Origin of the sequence: Vibrio panuliri, from assembly GCF_009938205.1 — a bacterium.
GTDB lineage: Bacteria > Pseudomonadota > Gammaproteobacteria > Enterobacterales > Vibrionaceae > Vibrio > Vibrio panuliri.
Genome location: NZ_AP019654.1, coordinates 1,901,660 through 1,919,141, shown reverse-complemented (window position 1 = coordinate 1,919,141; position 17,482 = coordinate 1,901,660). Strand labels below are relative to the sequence as shown.

At 46.9% G+C, this 17,482-nt stretch carries 13 protein-coding genes and 1 other annotated feature; of the genes, 6 read left to right on the top strand and 7 right to left on the bottom strand.

Features of this window, described 5'->3' with window-relative positions:
- Positions 1-138: 138 nt before the first annotated feature.
- Positions 139-630, top strand: a complete 492-nt coding sequence (locus GZK95_RS08735; protein WP_075714684.1) for an outer membrane beta-barrel protein — start codon at positions 139-141, stop codon at positions 628-630.
- A gap of 84 nt (positions 631-714) precedes the next feature.
- Here GZK95_RS08735 and trpA read toward each other — a convergent pair whose 3' ends face one another.
- From trpA to GZK95_RS08700, 7 genes are all read right to left on the bottom strand, one after another.
- Entirely contained in the window at positions 715-1,521 is an 807-nt protein-coding gene (trpA, locus tag GZK95_RS08730) for a tryptophan synthase subunit alpha (RefSeq protein ID WP_075714682.1), read from the bottom strand.
- Positions 1,521-2,711, bottom strand: a complete 1,191-nt coding sequence (gene trpB, locus GZK95_RS08725; protein ID WP_075707797.1) for a tryptophan synthase subunit beta — start codon at positions 2,709-2,711, stop codon at positions 1,521-1,523. Before trpB ends, trpA begins: the two co-directional genes overlap by 1 nt.
- A gap of 11 nt (positions 2,712-2,722) precedes the next feature.
- The gene (gene trpCF / locus GZK95_RS08720) at positions 2,723-4,150 is read right to left on the bottom strand and encodes a bifunctional indole-3-glycerol-phosphate synthase TrpC/phosphoribosylanthranilate isomerase TrpF (protein WP_075707795.1); all 1,428 of its coding nucleotides are present in this window, start codon (positions 4,148-4,150) and stop codon (positions 2,723-2,725) included.
- 9 nt (positions 4,151-4,159) lie between these two features.
- On the bottom strand, positions 4,160-5,158 hold the full coding sequence (gene trpD, locus GZK95_RS08715; RefSeq protein ID WP_075714680.1) for an anthranilate phosphoribosyltransferase: 999 nt from the start codon (positions 5,156-5,158) through the stop codon (positions 4,160-4,162).
- Positions 5,159-5,168: 10 nt separating this feature from the next.
- Complete coding sequence (locus GZK95_RS08710) at positions 5,169-5,759, bottom strand: aminodeoxychorismate/anthranilate synthase component II (protein WP_075707791.1); 591 nt, start codon at positions 5,757-5,759, stop codon at positions 5,169-5,171.
- A 6-nt stretch (positions 5,760-5,765) separates the two neighbouring features.
- Positions 5,766-7,328: an anthranilate synthase component 1 gene (locus tag GZK95_RS08705; protein ID WP_075714666.1), complete on the bottom strand. Its 1,563-nt coding sequence runs from the start codon at positions 7,326-7,328 to the stop codon at positions 5,766-5,768.
- A 129-nt stretch (positions 7,329-7,457) separates the two neighbouring features.
- Positions 7,458-7,572 (bottom strand) — a sequence feature (Trp leader region).
- A complete protein-coding gene (locus tag GZK95_RS08700; protein ID WP_075651236.1) occupies positions 7,519-7,644 on the bottom strand; it encodes a Trp operon leader peptide in 126 nt (41 codons plus the stop codon). (Overlaps the previous feature by 54 nt.)
- A gap of 80 nt (positions 7,645-7,724) precedes the next feature.
- On the opposite strand from GZK95_RS08700, the gene rnm reads away from it, so the two are divergent.
- The 5 genes from rnm to GZK95_RS08675 all read left to right on the top strand — a co-directional run bounded on the left by rnm (position 7,725) and on the right by GZK95_RS08675 (position 16,873).
- On the top strand, positions 7,725-8,588 hold the full coding sequence (gene rnm, locus GZK95_RS08695) for an RNase RNM (protein ID WP_075714664.1): 864 nt from the start codon (positions 7,725-7,727) through the stop codon (positions 8,586-8,588).
- 22 nt (positions 8,589-8,610) lie between these two features.
- Positions 8,611-9,234 (top strand): L-threonylcarbamoyladenylate synthase, encoded by a 624-nt coding sequence (locus tag GZK95_RS08690; protein ID WP_075707785.1) that lies wholly within the window; start codon positions 8,611-8,613, stop codon positions 9,232-9,234.
- A 124-nt stretch (positions 9,235-9,358) separates the two neighbouring features.
- Positions 9,359-10,309, top strand: a complete 951-nt coding sequence (rluB, locus tag GZK95_RS08685) for a 23S rRNA pseudouridine(2605) synthase RluB (RefSeq protein WP_075707782.1) — start codon at positions 9,359-9,361, stop codon at positions 10,307-10,309.
- Between the two features lie 200 nt (positions 10,310-10,509).
- Positions 10,510-15,714, top strand: coding sequence for a response regulator (locus GZK95_RS08680; RefSeq protein ID WP_075714662.1), 5,205 nt, complete (start codon positions 10,510-10,512; stop codon positions 15,712-15,714).
- A gap of 13 nt (positions 15,715-15,727) precedes the next feature.
- Positions 15,728-16,873: an HD domain-containing phosphohydrolase gene (locus GZK95_RS08675; RefSeq protein WP_075707778.1), complete on the top strand. Its 1,146-nt coding sequence runs from the start codon at positions 15,728-15,730 to the stop codon at positions 16,871-16,873.
- Positions 16,874-17,482: the final 609 nt, after the last annotated feature.

The following is a 17,482-nucleotide window of genomic DNA, read 5'->3' as shown; positions in this document are numbered from 1 at the left end:
TTTGGGCTGGTGGGGTTTATTTTTACTTACGGCTTACACAGCGGTACGTAATTTGCTTTATTTTAGCCAAAAATAGACAACTGTCAGAGTTCCGGCAATCTATTGCCGAACTGATAAAATTATAAGAGAAGGGTAATTATGAAAAAGACACTACTCGCTTTGGCACTTTTAGGTGCATCAGCGACAGCTTCTGCGGATTCATGGATTTACGGTGGTGCGAGTGTAGGTCAAGCTGATCTAGGCGGTGAGTCATCAACCTCATACAACGTTCACGTTGGTACAGGTATTCTGCCTCTGATTGGCCTAGAAGCGGGTTACCAAAACTTCGGTGATTTCGACAACGTAAAATATGACGGTGTCGTGCGTGACCTAGAAGCTTCATCAGTTTACTTTGCAGCGAAGCCAAGTATTGATCTTGGTCCACTACACCTTTACGCCAAAGCAGGGGTTCACTCTTACGAGCTGAAAGGAACCAACTTCAAAGAAGATGACGTTGATGTGATGTACGGCGTGGGCGCAGAATACTTCCTACTAGGCCCTGTGTCAGTAGGTGCAAGTTACAGCGTGTTCTCAATGAAAAAAGAAGACGTTAAAAACTTCACACTTAACGCAACGTTCCATTTCCTATAATCGTTTAACGGTTGCAAAAAAATCCAGCTCTTTGAGCTGGATTTTTTTTAACTGACAAAGTGGTTCAAAGGCATTTCTCTGCCACTATCGATGAGTAGCTTGCTTCATTTGCGCGATAAACTGGCTAAGTTTAGTGAGCAGTTGTTCAGGCTCGGTTTGATGGCTTTCAATGATCTTGACCACCGCGGAGCCTGAAATGGCCCCCGCAGCACCAGCGTCTAGTGCTTGCTTCACTTGCTCAGGTTGAGAAATGCCAAAACCAAGTAAAGCGGGTGGAGCGTCAAATTGGTTAAGACGATCAAGCATATCGTTAACTGGCATGTTGGCTTTCGTCTCTGCCCCTGTTACCCCAGCGCGTGAAAGTAGGTAGGTGTAACCTCCACCAAGCTCTGCAACGGATTTTAGCGTCTCATTACTGGCGGTTGGGGGCGCAATAAAGATTGGGTGAACGCCATACTTTTCTGCCGCAGCGACAAACTCCGCACTCTCGTTGGTTGGGACATCAGCGATCAGCACAGAATCAACCCCTGCATTGGCGCAACGTTGATAAAAATTCTCGATGCCGCGTGAAAAGACAAGATTCGCGTACATCAAAAGACCAATCGGTAATTCAGGGAACTCACTGCGAATTTTGCTGATTAACTCAAAGCAAATATCGGGAGTTGCCCCTGAGTCTAGCGCGCGAATATTGGCACCTTGAATTGTCGGACCATCCGCTAACGGGTCGGAAAATGGCATCCCCAACTCAAGTGCATCGGCCCCTGATTTTACCAAAGTCCGCATAATCTCTAGTGAGAGCTCTGGGTTGGGATCGCACACGGTCACAAACGGAACAAATGCACCTTGCTTCTTTTCGCCTAGACGGTCAAACATCAATTGATAACGGTCCATTACATCACCCCTTTTTCTTCTAAAATGGCGTGGACAGTAAAGATGTCTTTGTCACCACGACCGGATAGGTTTACAACCAGTAGCTGCTCTTTTTCTGGGTTTTCTCGCGCCATGCGTAAGGCATGAGCTAACGCGTGAGAGGACTCAAGAGCGGGAATGATCCCTTCGCTGCGTGCCAGTTCTTGGAACGCTTCTAAGGCTTCATCATCGGTCACGTTGTCATATTCTGCTCGACCAATCGCATTAAGGTGCGCATGCTGCGGACCTACAGATGGGAAATCAAGACCAGCCGAGACCGAGTATGATTCTTCGACTTGACCATTGGCATCTTGCATTAACGGCGCTTTCATACCGAAGAAAATGCCTGTTTTGCCGTGTTTCAATGGTGCCCCGTGTTGATCGGTATCAATCCCTTTACCGGCAGGTTCAACACCAATAAGGCGTACCTGCTCTTCATCGATAAAATCAGCAAACATACCAATGGCGTTTGAACCACCGCCAACACAAGCGATAACGGCATCCGGAAGGCGGCCTTCACGAGCGAGAATTTGGTTTTTAGTCTCTTCACCGATCATGCGTTGGAAATCGCGCACAATCGTTGGGAATGGGTGAGGCCCCGCTGCTGTGCCAAGTAAGTAATGTGCGGTTTCATAGCTACCAGACCAGTCGCGCAACGCTTCATTACATGCGTCTTTTAGGGTGGCAGATCCTGAGTGAACGGGAATGACTTCTGCGCCCATCAATTTCATGCGAAACACGTTAGGGCTTTGACGTTCGACATCTTTAGCGCCCATATAAACGCGGCATTTTAGCCCCAGTAGCGCACAGGCTAGCGCCGTTGCTACGCCATGCTGTCCAGCGCCAGTTTCTGCGATGATCTCATTTTTACCCATGCGCTTGGCTAGCAGCGCTTGTCCTAAAACTTGGTTAGTTTTGTGCGCACCACCGTGCAGTAGGTCTTCACGTTTCAGGTACAATTTGGTTTTGGTACCCTTCGTCAGATTACGGGTGAGTGTCAGCGCCGTAGGGCGACCCGCATATTCTTGCAGCAGAGACATAAATTCACTGCGAAAATCAGGGTCTTGCTGTGCATCAATAAACGCTTGCTCTAGTTGCTCTAGCGCAGGCACTAATATTTGCGGAACATACTGACCGCCGTACTCGCCAAAATAGGCATTTAATTTCGCCATTGCTTTCTTCCTTAATACTCTCTAATTGCAGCAAACGCTTGTTGCAACTTCGTTGAATCTTTTTTACCTGGTGCGCTTTCAACACCAGAATTGAGGTCTAAACCTAGGCAGCCCAATGCGCTGGCTTGCTGAGCGTTTTCTGCGGATAAACCGCCCGCTAGCATCACTTCCTTGGTACAACCAATGAGTGACCAATCAAACACTTTTCCTGTGCCACCACTTTGACTACCGACTTGGGCATCAAGTAAATGACGGTCGATATGGCGTGAAAGTCGTTGTATTTGTTTGTTGCTCACGCCGTAAGCTTTCCAAATCTGAATGTCTTGCGGTAATTGAATGCGTAATACGTCAACGTATTCTTGTGACTCGCTGCCGTGCAGCTGTACTGCGGACAGATTTAAGTGGCTAGCAATTTCGGCGACAATTTCGACTGGGTGGTTTTGGAAAACCCCGACATAGTTAAGCGGCGCACCGCTCATCACTAGACGTGCATTCTCTGGGCTAACGTAGCGTTTTGATGCTTCGACGAAAATCAAACCGCCATATACCGCGCCCGATTGATAGGCTTTTGCTGCGTCGTCAGGATGGGTTAAACCACACACTTTATTTTGCCCCAGTGTCACTTTGCGAACGGCTTGCTCAAGGTTCTCCTCCGCCATTAATGAACTGCCAATCAGAAAACCGTCGGCATACTCAGCCAACTCTCTGACTTGCTGGTGGGTGTAGATGCCTGACTCAGAGATGATAGTGGCATCTGGAGCAAGCTGGCGGATAAGAGGCGCAAGTTGCTTAGTGCGAGTTAAATCCGTACTTAAATCTCTTAAATTGCGGTTATTGATGCCAATCACCTTTGCGCCTAACTGTACCGCACGCTCAAGTTCTTCTTGGTTACTGACTTCGGTTAATACGCCCATCTCTAGCGCGTGTGCGACCTCAGCAAGCTCTTGATATTGCGCGTCGTTGAGTACCGAGAGCATCAATAAGATTGCGTCCGCTTGGTAGTGACGAGCGAGGTACACTTGGTAGCTATCAACCATAAAATCTTTACACAAGATCGGCTGGCGAGCTTGTTTGCGTACTTGTGGCAAAAACTCAAAACTGCCTTGGAAATACTTTTCGTCAGTAAGTACAGAAATTGCGTTGGCGTGACGATCATAAGTTGCAGCAATGTAGTCGAGATCGAAATCATCGCGGATTAAGCCTTTAGACGGCGAGGCTTTTTTACATTCAAGAATAAACGCAGTTTGTTGACCTGATAACGCTTGGTAGAAGCTGCGATCCGACGGTTGCAGCTGTGCTTTGAATTCAGCCAAAGGTTGCGTTTGCTTTCGCGCATCAACCCAAAGATATTTGTCTTTTACGATCTTGGCTAACACTTCCGCCATTTGCGCTTCTTGTTTCGATACATGCTGAGAAAGTTTGTCTGATGTCTGTGTCATAATTTGCCCTTAACCGCGTGCTGCAAGTTGCTCAACTAAGGTAAACGCCTTACCGGAATTCATCACTTCAATCGCTTTACGAGTGTTTGCTTTGAGATCTTCATGACCAAACAAACGCATCAGCAGGGCGACGTTTACCGCGACCGCGCCTAATTGTGCATCACTGCCGCTGCCCGTTAAAATGTTAGTGATAATGGATTTGTTTTCTTCGGGATCGCCGCCTTTAATCGCCTCGAGAGGAAAGCGTTCAACACCGAAATCTTCCGGAGATAAGGTGTACTGGTGAATTTGACCGTCTTTAATTTCAGCCACAGTGGTTTCACCGTGAATCGCCACTTCATCCAACCCACTGCCATGTACGACTGCCGCGCGTTTCATTCCCATCTTGAGCATGGTCTCTGCAATTGGGCGAACCAGTTCTTCACTGTAGACACCCATCAACTCGATATTAGGACGAGCCGGGTTAATCAAAGGGCCTAAGATATTGAAGATAGTACGAGTTTTCATTGTTTGACGTACAGGCATCGCGTGACGCACACCGCCGTGATATTGCGGCGCGAATAAGAAAGCAACGCCGAGTTCATCAACCGCTTCGCGAGTGTCATCTGCGCTCATTGCCAAATTGATGCCGAATGAATCAAGAAGATCCGATGAGCCGGATTTGCTCGAGACGCTACGGTTTCCGTGCTTAGCGACTTTGAGTCCACAGGCAGCGGCGACAAACGCGGCGGTGGTCGAAATGTTGATTGTATTGTGCCCATCGCCACCGGTACCAACAATGTCCGCGAAGTCATAATCAGGTCGCGGGAATGGCTTTGCATTGTCGAGTAAGGCTTTTGCTGCGCCAGCGATTTCCGCGGGCGTTTCGCCTTTGATCTTCAACGCCGTTAAGGCTGAAGCCATCAGAATTGGGTCGAGTTCGCCGCGGATAATAATATCGAAAAGCTGCTGGCTTTCTTGTTCGGTGAGCGACTCTTGGTCATAAAGCTTATTAATAATCTGTTCCATGATCTTTTCCTTATCCATTCTTTCGCTCTAATGCCCATTCAATAGCATTGGCAAGTAGTGTCGCTCCATAGGTGGTCATAATTGACTCGGGGTGAAATTGAAACCCGCAGACTTTGTCTTGCTCATGAACCACCGACATAACCAAACCATCGACTTCAGCGGTCACTGCTAGGCTATCGGGCACTTTGGTTGCAACGAGCGAGTGATATCGTGCAATGGCTAATGGCGAAGGTAGTCCGTGATAGATGGTGTGGTTTTGATGCGCCATCATCGATACTTTGCCATGAACAATTTCTCCAGCTCCGGCGACCGTGCCGCCATAGGCTTCGACAATCGCTTGGTGACCAAGACAAATGCCAATCATTGGTACTTTGCCCTTTAAGCGCTGGATGAGTTCAGGCATGCAGCCCGCAGCAGAGGGTGCACCGGGACCTGGAGATAACAAGAGCAGGGGATTATCGAGTGCTAAGACAGCCTGTTCGATAGTGTCAGCTGCAATGTGGTTGCGATAGATAGTGACTTGATGACCTAAGGAACGAAACTGATCCACGAGGTTATATGTAAACGAGTCAAAGTTGTCGATGAATACGATATTTGCCATAGTCAATTACTCCCCGTGCGCGGTTTGGATTGCTGAGATGACCGCTTGCGCTTTGCCGCGAGTTTCATCTGCCTCAGCTTGCGGATCGGAGTCGAAAACCACGCCAGCGCCAGCTTGTACTTGAGCAAAGCCGTTTTCAACATAGGCGGAACGAATCACAATACAAGTATCTAAGGTGCCTTCTCCAGTTAGGTAGCCAACTGCGCCACCATAGCTGCCTCGACGGGCCTGTTCGACATCGCGGATAAGTTGCATCGCACGGATTTTAGGTGCGCCAGTAAGCGTGCCCATGTTCATACAGGCTTGATAGGCGTGCAGCGCATCAAGATCATCGCGTAATTGCCCAACAACTCGGGATACCAGATGCATCACATGGCTATAGCGGTCCACTTTTAGCAAGTCAGCCACATGACGTGTCCCCGCCGCTGATATGCGCGCGACATCGTTGCGGGCCAAATCAACCAGCATCATATGCTCGGCATTTTCTTTAGTGTCAGCACGAAGTTCGAGTTCGATACGGCTATCTAAGTCAAAGTCAATGTCACCATTAGCACGTTTACCACGGCGACGAGTGCCCGCGATTGGGTAAATCTCAACTTGATTTGTTGATGTCTCATATTTCAGCGCGCTTTCTGGTGAAGCGCCAAACAAGGTAAAGAGTTCATCTTGCATGTAAAACATATAAGGGCTTGGGTTACTGCGTTTTAGCTCTTTATATGCCGCAAGAGGTGAGGGGCATGGCAGGGTAAAACGACGTGATGGCACTACTTGGAACACATCACCTTGAACGACAAACTGTTTTAGGTCTCGAACGGTTTGACAAAAATCTTGGTCGGAAATGCTAGGTACAGGCTCTAGTGTGGGATGGGTTTTCGGCTTAGGTAATGCTTTTAATTCTCCACATGCTTGAGCGATATCCACCAAGCGTTTCTCAATTTCTGCTGCGCTACTTTTTGCATCAAAGCGCGTAGCCTGTAACTGACAGCTTTGGGTTTGATGGTCAATGACCAGCAATGTCTCTGCGACATAAAATACGTAGTCTGGGCACTGGTTGGTTGATGGCGCTTCACCTAACGGTTCGAAGTTTGCCACAAGGTCGTAGGCAAATAGACCGCCAATAAAAATAGCGTGTTTGTCCTGATGTCTCAGATCGAAGCTGTGCTGGATCAGTCTTAGCGCATCAAAAGAAGAGGCTTCACGTAAGCGCGAGTCTTCATCTAGGGTAGAGCTGGGTTGATTAAATGTGAGTTGCAGTGTGTCGACTGAATAAGTGAAAGCGATATTGTCGTTGATATTGTGAGTCAGGTGTTTAAGCAGGGCTTGTCCGTTCACCGTTAAAGCTGTCATCGTCACCGTATGACCATGGCAGACAATGCGCACTGCCGAGTCGACCACCAGTAAGCTCTTGAGATTTTGTTTCGAGTCGATTTCTGCGGACTCAAGCAGCAAACTATCGGTTTTCCCTTCGCACAGCGTGTGAAAGAGCTGGGTAGGATCCGCCGCATACGGCACGTCAGTATGGATCACATCCACTTTCGCTAGTGTCTTGATTGTAATGGCCTTGTTCACAAGACCTCCTTTTTCATAACTTGTATTACTTCCTGTCACACAGTCTCGCATAAAGCTAACATTCTCCCAAACCTTGTTGGCGTTGATTCGTTCAATCCTTAAACAGTTAGGCGTGAGATGTGCAACAAAACAAAAAAGCCCGCTAAATTAGCGGGCTTTGCGATTCAGTATTTATCTGTCTAGCGATAAATCAAAAGTACACGTTAGCCCACCAAGAACTTGTCCAAGTGCGCCACCAAGCTAGCTCTGACATTTCACGCTCAGGTGAAGTCAGTGCGACTTTTGTTTTCTGCTTTTGGTTAAATTCTTGTAACATAGCGTGTCTTACGAATTAGTTTGTAATTGCGTACTAGTTAACTAGTATTTTTGTTCACTGTCAACCCTAAAGAAAAAATTATGCGAATTGATTTACACAGCCATACGACCGCGTCAGATGGTCGGTTTACTCCACAAGAGCTGGTTGACCGCGCAGTGAGTTTTAATTTGGATGTGTTAGCCATTACTGACCACGATACGGTAGATGCGCTTGCCGTAGCGAAGCAGTATGTCGCTGACCAAGATTTGAATCTGAGAATAATAGACGGGATTGAAATCTCAACGGTGTGGGAAAACAAAGACATCCATATCGTTGGTTTGAATATCGATCCGACTAACTCAGCGTTACAAACTTTGATTGAAGAGCAACAACAGCACCGTATCGTCCGTGCCGAACTGATAGCGACTCGATTGAGTAAAGCCACTCGAGAAGGTGTTTTGGAAGAAGTGAGAGAGTTGGCTGGTGATGCACCAATTACTCGCGCCCATTTTGCCGCGTGGTTGGTAAAAAATGGTTATGCCAAAACCATGCAGCAGGTGTTCAAGAAGTACCTAACGCGAAATAATCCCGGCTATGTACCACCAAACTGGTGCTCAATGGCGGATGCGGTAATGGCCATTCATGCCGCTGGTGGACAAGCCGTATTGGCGCATCCCGGCCGATATGACTTGACCGCGAAATGGATTAAGCGCTTAATCTCTGCGTTTGTTGAGGCCAAAGGTGACGCTATGGAAGTCGCCCAGCCACAACAAGGACAACAAGAAAGACGCAACTTGGCTGATTATGCTATACAATACAAACTATTAGCCTCCCAAGGCAGTGACTTTCATTATCCATCCCCTTGGATGGAGTTGGGACGCAATCTCTGGTTACCGTCAGGGGTTGAACCCGTGTGGAAAGATTGGGGTATTGAGCCTTCACATTCCGATACTCCAGAGAGCTAAGCTCTATTAATGAGGAATTACCATGAGCCAGTTTTTTTATGTGCATCCCGAAAACCCACAGGCTCGCTTGATCAGTCAAGCGGTAGCAATCATTCGTAACGGGGGGGTGGTTGTTTATCCAACTGACTCTGGTTATGCACTTGGCTGCCAACTTGAAAATAAACAAGCGTTAGAGCGTATTTGTCAGATCCGTCGCTTGGATGAAAAACACAACTTTACGTTGCTGTGCCGTGATCTTTCGGAGCTGTCACTCTATGCTCGTGTGGATAACACGGCATTCCGTTTGTTAAAAAACAACACGCCGGGGCCTTACACCTTTATCTTTAAAGGAACCAAAGAAGTGCCACGTCGTCTAATGAACTCCAAGCGTAAAACCATCGGTATTCGTGTACCAGATAACCGTATTGCGCTAGATTTATTAGAAGCGTTGGGCGAGCCATTAATGTCAACGTCTTTGATTCTTCCGGGGAATGATTTTACCGAATCGGATCCTGAAGATATCCGTGACAAGTTAGAACACGCTGTGGATGTAATCCTTAATGGGGGTTACCTTGGCGAGCAGCCAACGACAGTGGTTGATTTTAGTGACGATGAAGCGAAAATTGTTCGTATTGGCTCAGGGGATCCAGTCCCATTTGAGTCGTAAAAACCTTGTCACTAAACGGCTAAAATTTGGTGATTTCAGCCTGAGTGTTTGTTATATTACGCGACCGCGAAATTAGGTCGCTTATTTCATTCGACGTCTGAGAAGACGACACATAGGTAGATAGATGAACGAAAAACTTCAGAAAGTATTGGCACGTGCTGGTCACGGTTCTCGACGCGAATTGGAAGCGTTGATTAAAGCGGGACGAGTAAGTGTGAACGGTATGGTTGCAAAGCTAGGCGAGCGTCTAGAAGATGACAACGCGACTGTTCGTATCGACGGCCACGTTGTGTCAGTAAAGGCACAAGAAGAAGTGGTTTGTCGCGTGTTGGCATACTACAAACCGGAAGGTGAACTGTGTACCCGTCACGATCCTGAAGGTCGTCGCACAGTATTTGATCGTCTGCCAAAAATCCGTGGTTCTCGTTGGATCTCTGTTGGTCGTCTAGATGCCAACACCTCAGGTCTTCTGCTATTCACGACTGATGGTGAGTTAGCTAACCGCTTAATGCACCCAAGTCGCCAAGTAGAACGTGAGTACCTGGTACGCGTATTTGGTGAAGTGACAGAGCAAAAAGTTAAGAACCTAGTACGTGGTGTGGAACTAGAAGACGGTATGGCGCGTTTTGAAGACGTAGTTTACGCTGGTGGCGAAGGTATGAACCATACTTTCTACGTTGCTATCAACGAAGGTCGTAACCGCGAAGTTCGTCGTTTGTGGGAATCACAAGAGACAACAGTTAGCCGTCTAAAGCGTGTTCGCTACGGTGACATTTACCTCGATAAAAAACTGCCGCGTGGTGGTTGGATGGAATTGCCACTGAAAGAAGTGAACTACTTACGTGAGCTAGTTGAACTACGCCCAGAACGTGAAACCATGCTGGATGAGAGTAAAGATGCAACGTCACGTAAGCGTGAACGTTCTCGTAGCCAAAAGATCCGTCGTGCGGTTAAACGTCATGAAGAACGTGTTAATGCGCCGAAAGGTCGTAGCAACAATCCTTCACGTCGTAAGCCAAAGAGTGCAGCCGGTGCTCAAGCTTCACGTAACAAACCTCAAAAAGGTCAACGTTAAGCGTTCGATGATGTAAATACTGAAAAAGCAGCCCATTAAGTGGCTGCTTTTTTTATGCCTTCCTGTCACCACATGGCCCATTACCTTGCCGTCGTATTGAATGATCTGCTCGAGATTATGCAGATTAATGCTATGAAATAATTTGCTGTATTTTCAACCGTCTCCTAAGTTTTTATAGTGACCTGTTAAAGGATGAGTAAATGCTATGGCTAGGCAGGCGTGCAACTAAAATACAAAGCAAAGCACGCATACAATGGATTAGCGTGATCGTGGCGTTCATGCTGCTGATGTGCTCAGTATCGAGCGGGAGCAGTGCGAATGAGTTTGAAGCTAATCCTTCGTCTCTACGTGGTGACTTGACCCAAGACCAAGTAAAAAATATCGCAGTAGAGCTTAAGTACCTCGACGAGGTACTCACATCATCGATCTTAAGTTACGCCTTTTCTGCAGATGAAAAATGGCGTGACCGATATCTTGATGCTGAAACTCGGTTAACTGCACTCATTGGTGCGCTGCTCGCGAGTCAGGACTCAAGCGACTGGCCCGTGATCAGAGAACTAGAGACCGCGCATTTTGAGCTTGTGGCGATAGAAATGCGCGTGATTGACAGTGTCAGAGCGAATCGTCTTGACCAAGCGATGGCGCAAATTAATGGAACCGAATACCACTTGCATAAAGAGCGGTATATGACGGCATTGATGGCGCTAGCCAAACGAATCGAGCAGCGTGTCGCGGACCGTCGACAGCAAAACCCTCTCAATCTAACCCAAATAGAGCAACAATGGCTGCAAGAGAACGTTGTTCGTGTGGGCGTTGAGGATTGGCCACCAATGCTATATGTCGATAGTGAGGGTGAACTGGCTGGTGTGTCTGGCGATATCGTTAAGCAAATTGCTCTTGATACAGGGATGAAGATAGAAATTGTCACGGGGAGCTGGCGAAATCTATTGAGTTTGTTTAAGAAGGGGCAAATTGACCTTCTACCTCATGCTTACAAAAACGAAGCGCGAAAGACCTATGGCGATTTTTCGACCCCTTACTTTTTGATCCGAGAACTCTATTTTGTGCCGGATGAACGAAGCGACTTGACTCGGGTTGCCGACCTTACTGATGCGACGATTGCAATTTCGGCGGGTTACACCACCATCGATAAAATTAAAGATCTCTACCCAAATGTACAGGTGTTAGAGACCGCTGGTATTGAAGAGGCGATTACCGCCGTTCTCGATGGTCGAGCGGATGCGGTACTTGATGCGGAAATGGTCGTACTCAATTGGCTCGCTGAGCATAAAATTTCTGGTTTGCGAGCCATCGATGAAGATGTCTTGTCACCTTCGGCACTCCATTTGTGGTCAAACAGTCAAGCTTCTGAACTGCACTCAATTGTGCAAAAAGGTTTAGATTCGCTGGACTTGCGCGGCGTCATTTTGAGTAAAAATGATTGGGCGCAAGCGGTGACACCTGTTTTGCCAGCAAAAACGCCACTCAACCTGGTTGAGTCACTTAAGTACGTTATTGTGGTCGCCGTTATTCTTACTGCGGTATTAATGTTGTTGATTTCTCGTGTATTTAAAATCAACGATAAACTGCTGGCAGCAAAATTTGGCAATAAAAGCTTTAAACGTTCGATGTTGGCTGTGCAGGTGGTGTTGTGTGGAGTACTAATTGCGACGGCATTAATCGTCACCCGCTATGCCGAGCGCAAAAGCGTCGAGTCGATCAATCATAATCTATCGACCGTACTGGAATCGGCACACAAACGGATAGGGGATTGGGTAGATCTTGAGTTGAACAGCTTGAGCCAGTTGGGTAAGAACCCACAATTAGTGGCGATGGTGGAACAGTTGCTCACTGTTGAACGGAAACCTTCAACTTTGGTGAGCTCACCCATTCAGCAGCAGATCCGCGAATTTATTGAGTCAAGAACCGGCATTGCTGGCTCTTTTGGTTACTTTATCATTTCTCCTGACCATATTAGTGTCTCGTCACGGCGAGATACCAACATTGGTACGGTCAACTTGATTGAGCGTCAGCGTCCAGACTTAATGGCGAGCGCACTCAATGGTCGCAGAGTGTTTGTGCCTCCAATTCAATCCGATGTGACTTTGCAAGATGACGGTGAAACCAACCCTCCAACGATGTTTTTTGCGGTACCAGTGATTAATGCTGATGGTAAGACTATCGCTGTGCTGACTAAGCGTGTCGACTTTCAAGGGTTCTTTTCCAATGTGTTATCAGCGGGCTTTATTGGGAAGAGTGGTGAAACTTATGCCATCGATAAATCCGGCTTGTTGCTATCAAACGTCCGCTTTGAGCAGCAGCTTAAGCAGATTGGTTTGCTAGGTGAACAACAGCGTTCTTCATTAAATATTCGCGTTGCCGACCCTGGTATCGATTTATCTTCCGAGCCACAAGCGGCCGACCCAACTTGGCCTCTGACTTTGATGGCTCAAAGTATTTCAGAGCGTAATTCCGGGCGCAACCTGCAAGGATATAACGACTATCGCGGTGTTCCGGTTGTTGGCAAATGGGTGTGGGATGACGTGCTTAATATTGGTATCACAGCAGAAATGGATGTCGCAGAGGCGTATTCACTTTTGAGTACCTTCAAGATGACGGTTTGGTCGATGCTAACGGTTGCATTGGTTTTGATGCTGGGTACAAGTGTCTTCACCATGCGGGTTGGTACGCGAGCAACCGCTGCATTAGCACGGACACAAGTTGAGTTGGAACGGCAAGTCAAGCAAAGGACAATTGAACTGCAAATACATTCCGAGCGGACACGGAATATTATCGATCATGCTTCCGATGGCATCATTGTGGTCGACAGCCAAGGCACGATAGTTGAGTTTAGCCCAGCAGCAGAATCGATATTTGGCTACCGTGCAGCAGAGGTGTTGTCTAACGGCAGTGTTATCGATTCAATGATTTCACCGCCATTTCATCGCTATTATCAGCAAAACACTCCTAATTCCCTCAGTCAGCATAACTTGGTTGGTGAGTTTGTTGGTTACAGCAACACGGGGGATGCAGTCGATCTTGAGATATCTGTGAGTGAGTCAGAGTTGGCTGGAAAGGTACTCTACACCGCGATTGTGCGTGATGTGACGGAGCGTAAAGTGGCAGAGCGAGAGTTAAAACTCGCGAAGAAAAAGGCGGAAGAAGCGACGCAAGCCAAAAGTGATTTTCTCGCCAATATGAGTCATGAGATTCGCACACCGATGAATGCGATTATTGGTATGAGCTACTTAGCCATGCGAACGAAATTAGATCCACAACAAGCTGACTATGTTGGCAAAATTCAAGTCTCTGCTGAAAACCTGCTCGGCATCATCAACGATATTCTCGATTTCTCGAAAATTGAAGCAGGTAAATTGGACTTAGAAAAGACCGACTTTGATTTGCAGATGAGTGTCGATAACTTGGTGCAGTTAGTGGCGCATAAATGCCAAGAAAAGGGGTTGGAGCTCTTGATTGACCTTGATCCCGATCTACCCACTCAGTTAGTCGGCGACCCTCTGAGGTTAGGTCAGGTGCTACTAAACCTTACTAACAACGCTGTTAAGTTTACTGAGCAGGGCGAAATAGTCGTCAAAGCGGAGCTGGTTTCCATTGTTGATAAGCAAGTGCTTGCTCAGTTCACCGTACGCGATACGGGCATCGGCATGACTCAAGAGCAGATATCACGCCTATTCCAGTCATTTAGCCAAGCAGACGCATCAACGACGCGTAAATATGGTGGGACGGGCTTGGGGCTGACTATCTCTCGAACCTTGGTAGAACTGATGGAGGGGGAAATCTGGGTAACGAGTGAGACAGGAAGTGGCAGTTCTTTTTGCTTCACTGCGCAGTTTGAACGCTCGAACCAAAAGAGTGAGCCGCTCAAGGCTGCTCGAAAGCTTAGCAATATCTCAGTATTGATTGTCGATGACAGTGACACCGCCCGTGAGATTTTGCACACCCTATGCCACACATTGAAAATTGATGCCGCTTTAGCTTCATCGGCGGAGGAGGCATTGGAGAAAATCACCTTTGCCCAACAGCAAAGTCGCCCATTTGATGTGGTTCTAACCGACTGGAAGATGCCCAATATGGACGGCTTAGAGTTGGCTTGTCAGGTCGCACAAAACAAGGCGCTAACCGCTAAGCCTTATATGATTCTCGTAACTGCCTATGACAAAGATGAGCTAATTCGCCAAGCAGGAAGCACCAAGATTGACGCATGTCTGACTAAGCCAGTCAGCGCTTCCACGTTATTGGACACTTTGCTAAGTGTGATAACCAAAGATCACGCCGTCAGTCAGCGGGTAATTTGTGACAAGATTGATCTGAATATCGCCCCTGAAATCGCCGGCGCAAAAGTACTTTTAGTCGAGGATAATGCGATCAATCAGCAAATTGCAACGGAGTTGCTGCATCTAATTGGTGTTGAAGTAGTGACCGCAAACAATGGTCAGGAAGCGGTTGAGAGAGTCATGAGTGAAACGTTCGATATTGTATTGATGGACGTGCAAATGCCAGTGATGGATGGCTATCAAGCGACGATCAAAATCCGTGAGACCTATGACCAACAATCATTGCCTATTATCGCAATGACTGCCAATGCGATGGCGGGAGATCGTGAAAAGTGCCTCACTGCCGGTATGAATGAGCATTTATCCAAACCAATAAACCCAAATCAAGTATTCCAAGCATTGGCGAATTGGATTAAACCAACCGGTGTGGTTTCGGATGCGCCGCGCCTGATGGAGTACATTGCCACTGAGCCAACGACAGAGTTACGGATTGAAGGGTTCGATACTGCCAGCGCATTGGCGCGTATGGGGGGCAACGTGGCAGCGTATAAAAAGACCCTCGCCAATGTAGCGGCATCTGAAGCGGATGTGGTGCAACGTGTGGTTCATGCCGTTGCCAATGGCGAGATTCAATTGGCGGTGATTGCTGCCCATTCTCTAAAGGGAATTGCGGGCAATATTGGCGCTGTTGATTTAGTTAAACCTGCAGAGCAACTTGAACATGCGCTAGCGCTTCAACAGCAGCAACGTCGATGCGAAATAGGGGCTGGCGAGCAGGAATTATTGAATCAAATTGATCAACGGGTCTGCCAAATGATCGCCGCAATACAGGTTGCATTAGCCGAGGACGCGCAGCCAGTCAGTCAGGAAGGAGTCGATGACGTATTGTGCCAGCAACTTATTGAACGACTCTACGTTCAGATGGACGATTTTGATAGTGCTGCGGTGGAAACATTTGACCAACTATTGGCAAGTTCAAATGGCAAATTCGATTCAGCGTTAGCCGCACAGGCTTCACAAGCACTCAACAACTATGACTTTGAGTCAGCCGTGCCATTAATAAAACAAGCGACTCTTCGATTTAATCATCAGGATAAAGAGAAGGTGTAAGGGGGATAGAAGTATGCATCAAGTCAATCGAGCCACCATATTAGCTGTCGACGACACACCAACGGTTATTGATATCGTCAAAAGTATCTTATCTGATGAATACACAGTGCAGGCCGCAACCAAAGCGGAGACGGCGTTCAAAATTATCAGCAAAAGAAAGCCTGATCTTATTTTGTTGGATGTAATGATGCCTGATATCGACGGTTACCAAATGTGTGAGCAGTTGAAAGCCAGCCCAGAAACCCAAGATATCCCTGTTATCTTCTTAACGGCTAAATCACAAGAGGTCAACGAAACCACGGGGTTAGCATTAGGCGCGGTGGATTACATCACTAAACCGATTTGTCCGACGATTTTAAAGCAAAGGATTAAGAACCACCTTTCACTTAAGTCCGCGCGAGACCAACTTGCAGAACAAAATGAATTGCTGGAAAACAAAGTGAGAGAACGAACTCGGCAGTTAAGTGATTTACAAGATGTCGCCTTGGTTGCGATGGGGGCACTGGCTGAGTCGCGCGATCCTGAGACTGGGAACCATATTAGACGAACACAAAACTACGTCAGGACATTAGCGACTGAATTGGCAAAGTTGGATAAGTACCAGTCGATACTGTTACCTGAAGTGATCACTGCAATGGCAAAGTCAGCACCTCTGCACGATATTGGCAAAGTCGGTGTTGTTGACAGCATCTTACTGAAACCGGGCCCACTCACGGCGGAAGAGTTTGAGGAGATGAAACGGCATACCGAGTATGGTTACGCTGCGATTTGTGCAGCAGAAGGGTCGCTTGGTTATGCCGACAACTTTTTGCTGTTTGCCAAGGAGATTGTCTATTGTCACCATGAAAAGTGGGATGGCAGTGGCTATCCGCGAGGACTAAGTGGTGAGGATATCCCGCTTTCAGCCCGTATCATGGCGCTTGCCGATGTGTACGATGCTCTGATTTCTCAGCGAGTCTACAAACCCGCATTTAGTCATGAAAAGGCGATAGCGATTATTACCGAAGGGCGAGGGCATCACTTTGATCCGGTGTTAACCGATGTGTTTCTTGCTAATGCAGAAAAGTTTAGAGAAATAGCGGTAGCTTATAGCGACATCGTCACCTCAAATCAAAATGTGATTAAAACGGAGAAGAGCCAGTCCTCTGTGGTGAGTTAGTTAAACCCAGTTATTAATTGATGTAATAAGAGAGAGTAAGTTTATATTTCAATTTGGCAATATGAAACCAATTTACTCTCTTGGCTTTAAAGGAATATATAAGTTATAGATATTCTTATATGGGCAATACTATTAATCTTTTAAGTGTTGATAACTATTGCCAATCGAAATGATTAATATAATAGGTTTGTGCTTATTGATGTCTAATATAGTTTACACAAACCATAAAAATTACATCACCGGTCACAGTTACATACAATACTGCTATACATCTATTTAGAGAAAGATTAATAATGGTGTCACTGGCGTTATTAATCTTTTAGATAGGATCATAACATGGATAGGTGTTTACAACTGAAGTCTGTATCAAGGCTTATAATCGATTGGTACACAACTGACTACAATTTCACTTCTCGTCTTACTTCCGAAAAATCTTCTTAATTGTTTTCATAGCAGTTAATAGTTTTATGGTCGCTACAGCAAGTAGCATGGGTTATAGCTTATTGTTATTCGTGATAGATTCTCGAGTCACAAACCGAAGATAACCGGCCACGTACTTGTCTATATGATATCATTTCTATTAATGCAACTATTGGCATAGCGGCATGA

Excerpts from the sequence above, each read along its gene's own strand:
- GZK95_RS08735 (WP_075714684.1), top strand. The coding sequence starts at position 139 with ATGAAAAAGACACTACTCGCTTTGGCACTTTTAGGTGCATCAGCGACA.
- trpA (WP_075714682.1), bottom strand. The coding sequence starts at position 1,521 with ATGGACCGTTATCAATTGATGTTTGACCGTCTAGGCGAAAAGAAGCAA.
- trpB (WP_075707797.1), bottom strand. The coding sequence starts at position 2,711 with ATGGCGAAATTAAATGCCTATTTTGGCGAGTACGGCGGTCAGTATGTT.
- trpCF (WP_075707795.1), bottom strand. The coding sequence starts at position 4,150 with ATGACACAGACATCAGACAAACTTTCTCAGCATGTATCGAAACAAGAA.
- trpD (WP_075714680.1), bottom strand. The coding sequence starts at position 5,158 with ATGGAACAGATTATTAATAAGCTTTATGACCAAGAGTCGCTCACCGAA.
- GZK95_RS08710 (WP_075707791.1), bottom strand. The coding sequence starts at position 5,759 with ATGGCAAATATCGTATTCATCGACAACTTTGACTCGTTTACATATAAC.
- GZK95_RS08700 (WP_075651236.1), bottom strand. The coding sequence starts at position 7,644 with ATGTTACAAGAATTTAACCAAAAGCAGAAAACAAAAGTCGCACTGACT.
- rnm (WP_075714664.1), top strand. The coding sequence starts at position 7,725 with ATGCGAATTGATTTACACAGCCATACGACCGCGTCAGATGGTCGGTTT.
- GZK95_RS08690 (WP_075707785.1), top strand. The coding sequence starts at position 8,611 with ATGAGCCAGTTTTTTTATGTGCATCCCGAAAACCCACAGGCTCGCTTG.
- rluB (WP_075707782.1), top strand. The coding sequence starts at position 9,359 with ATGAACGAAAAACTTCAGAAAGTATTGGCACGTGCTGGTCACGGTTCT.
- GZK95_RS08680 (WP_075714662.1), top strand. The coding sequence starts at position 10,510 with ATGCTATGGCTAGGCAGGCGTGCAACTAAAATACAAAGCAAAGCACGC.
- GZK95_RS08675 (WP_075707778.1), top strand. The coding sequence starts at position 15,728 with ATGCATCAAGTCAATCGAGCCACCATATTAGCTGTCGACGACACACCA.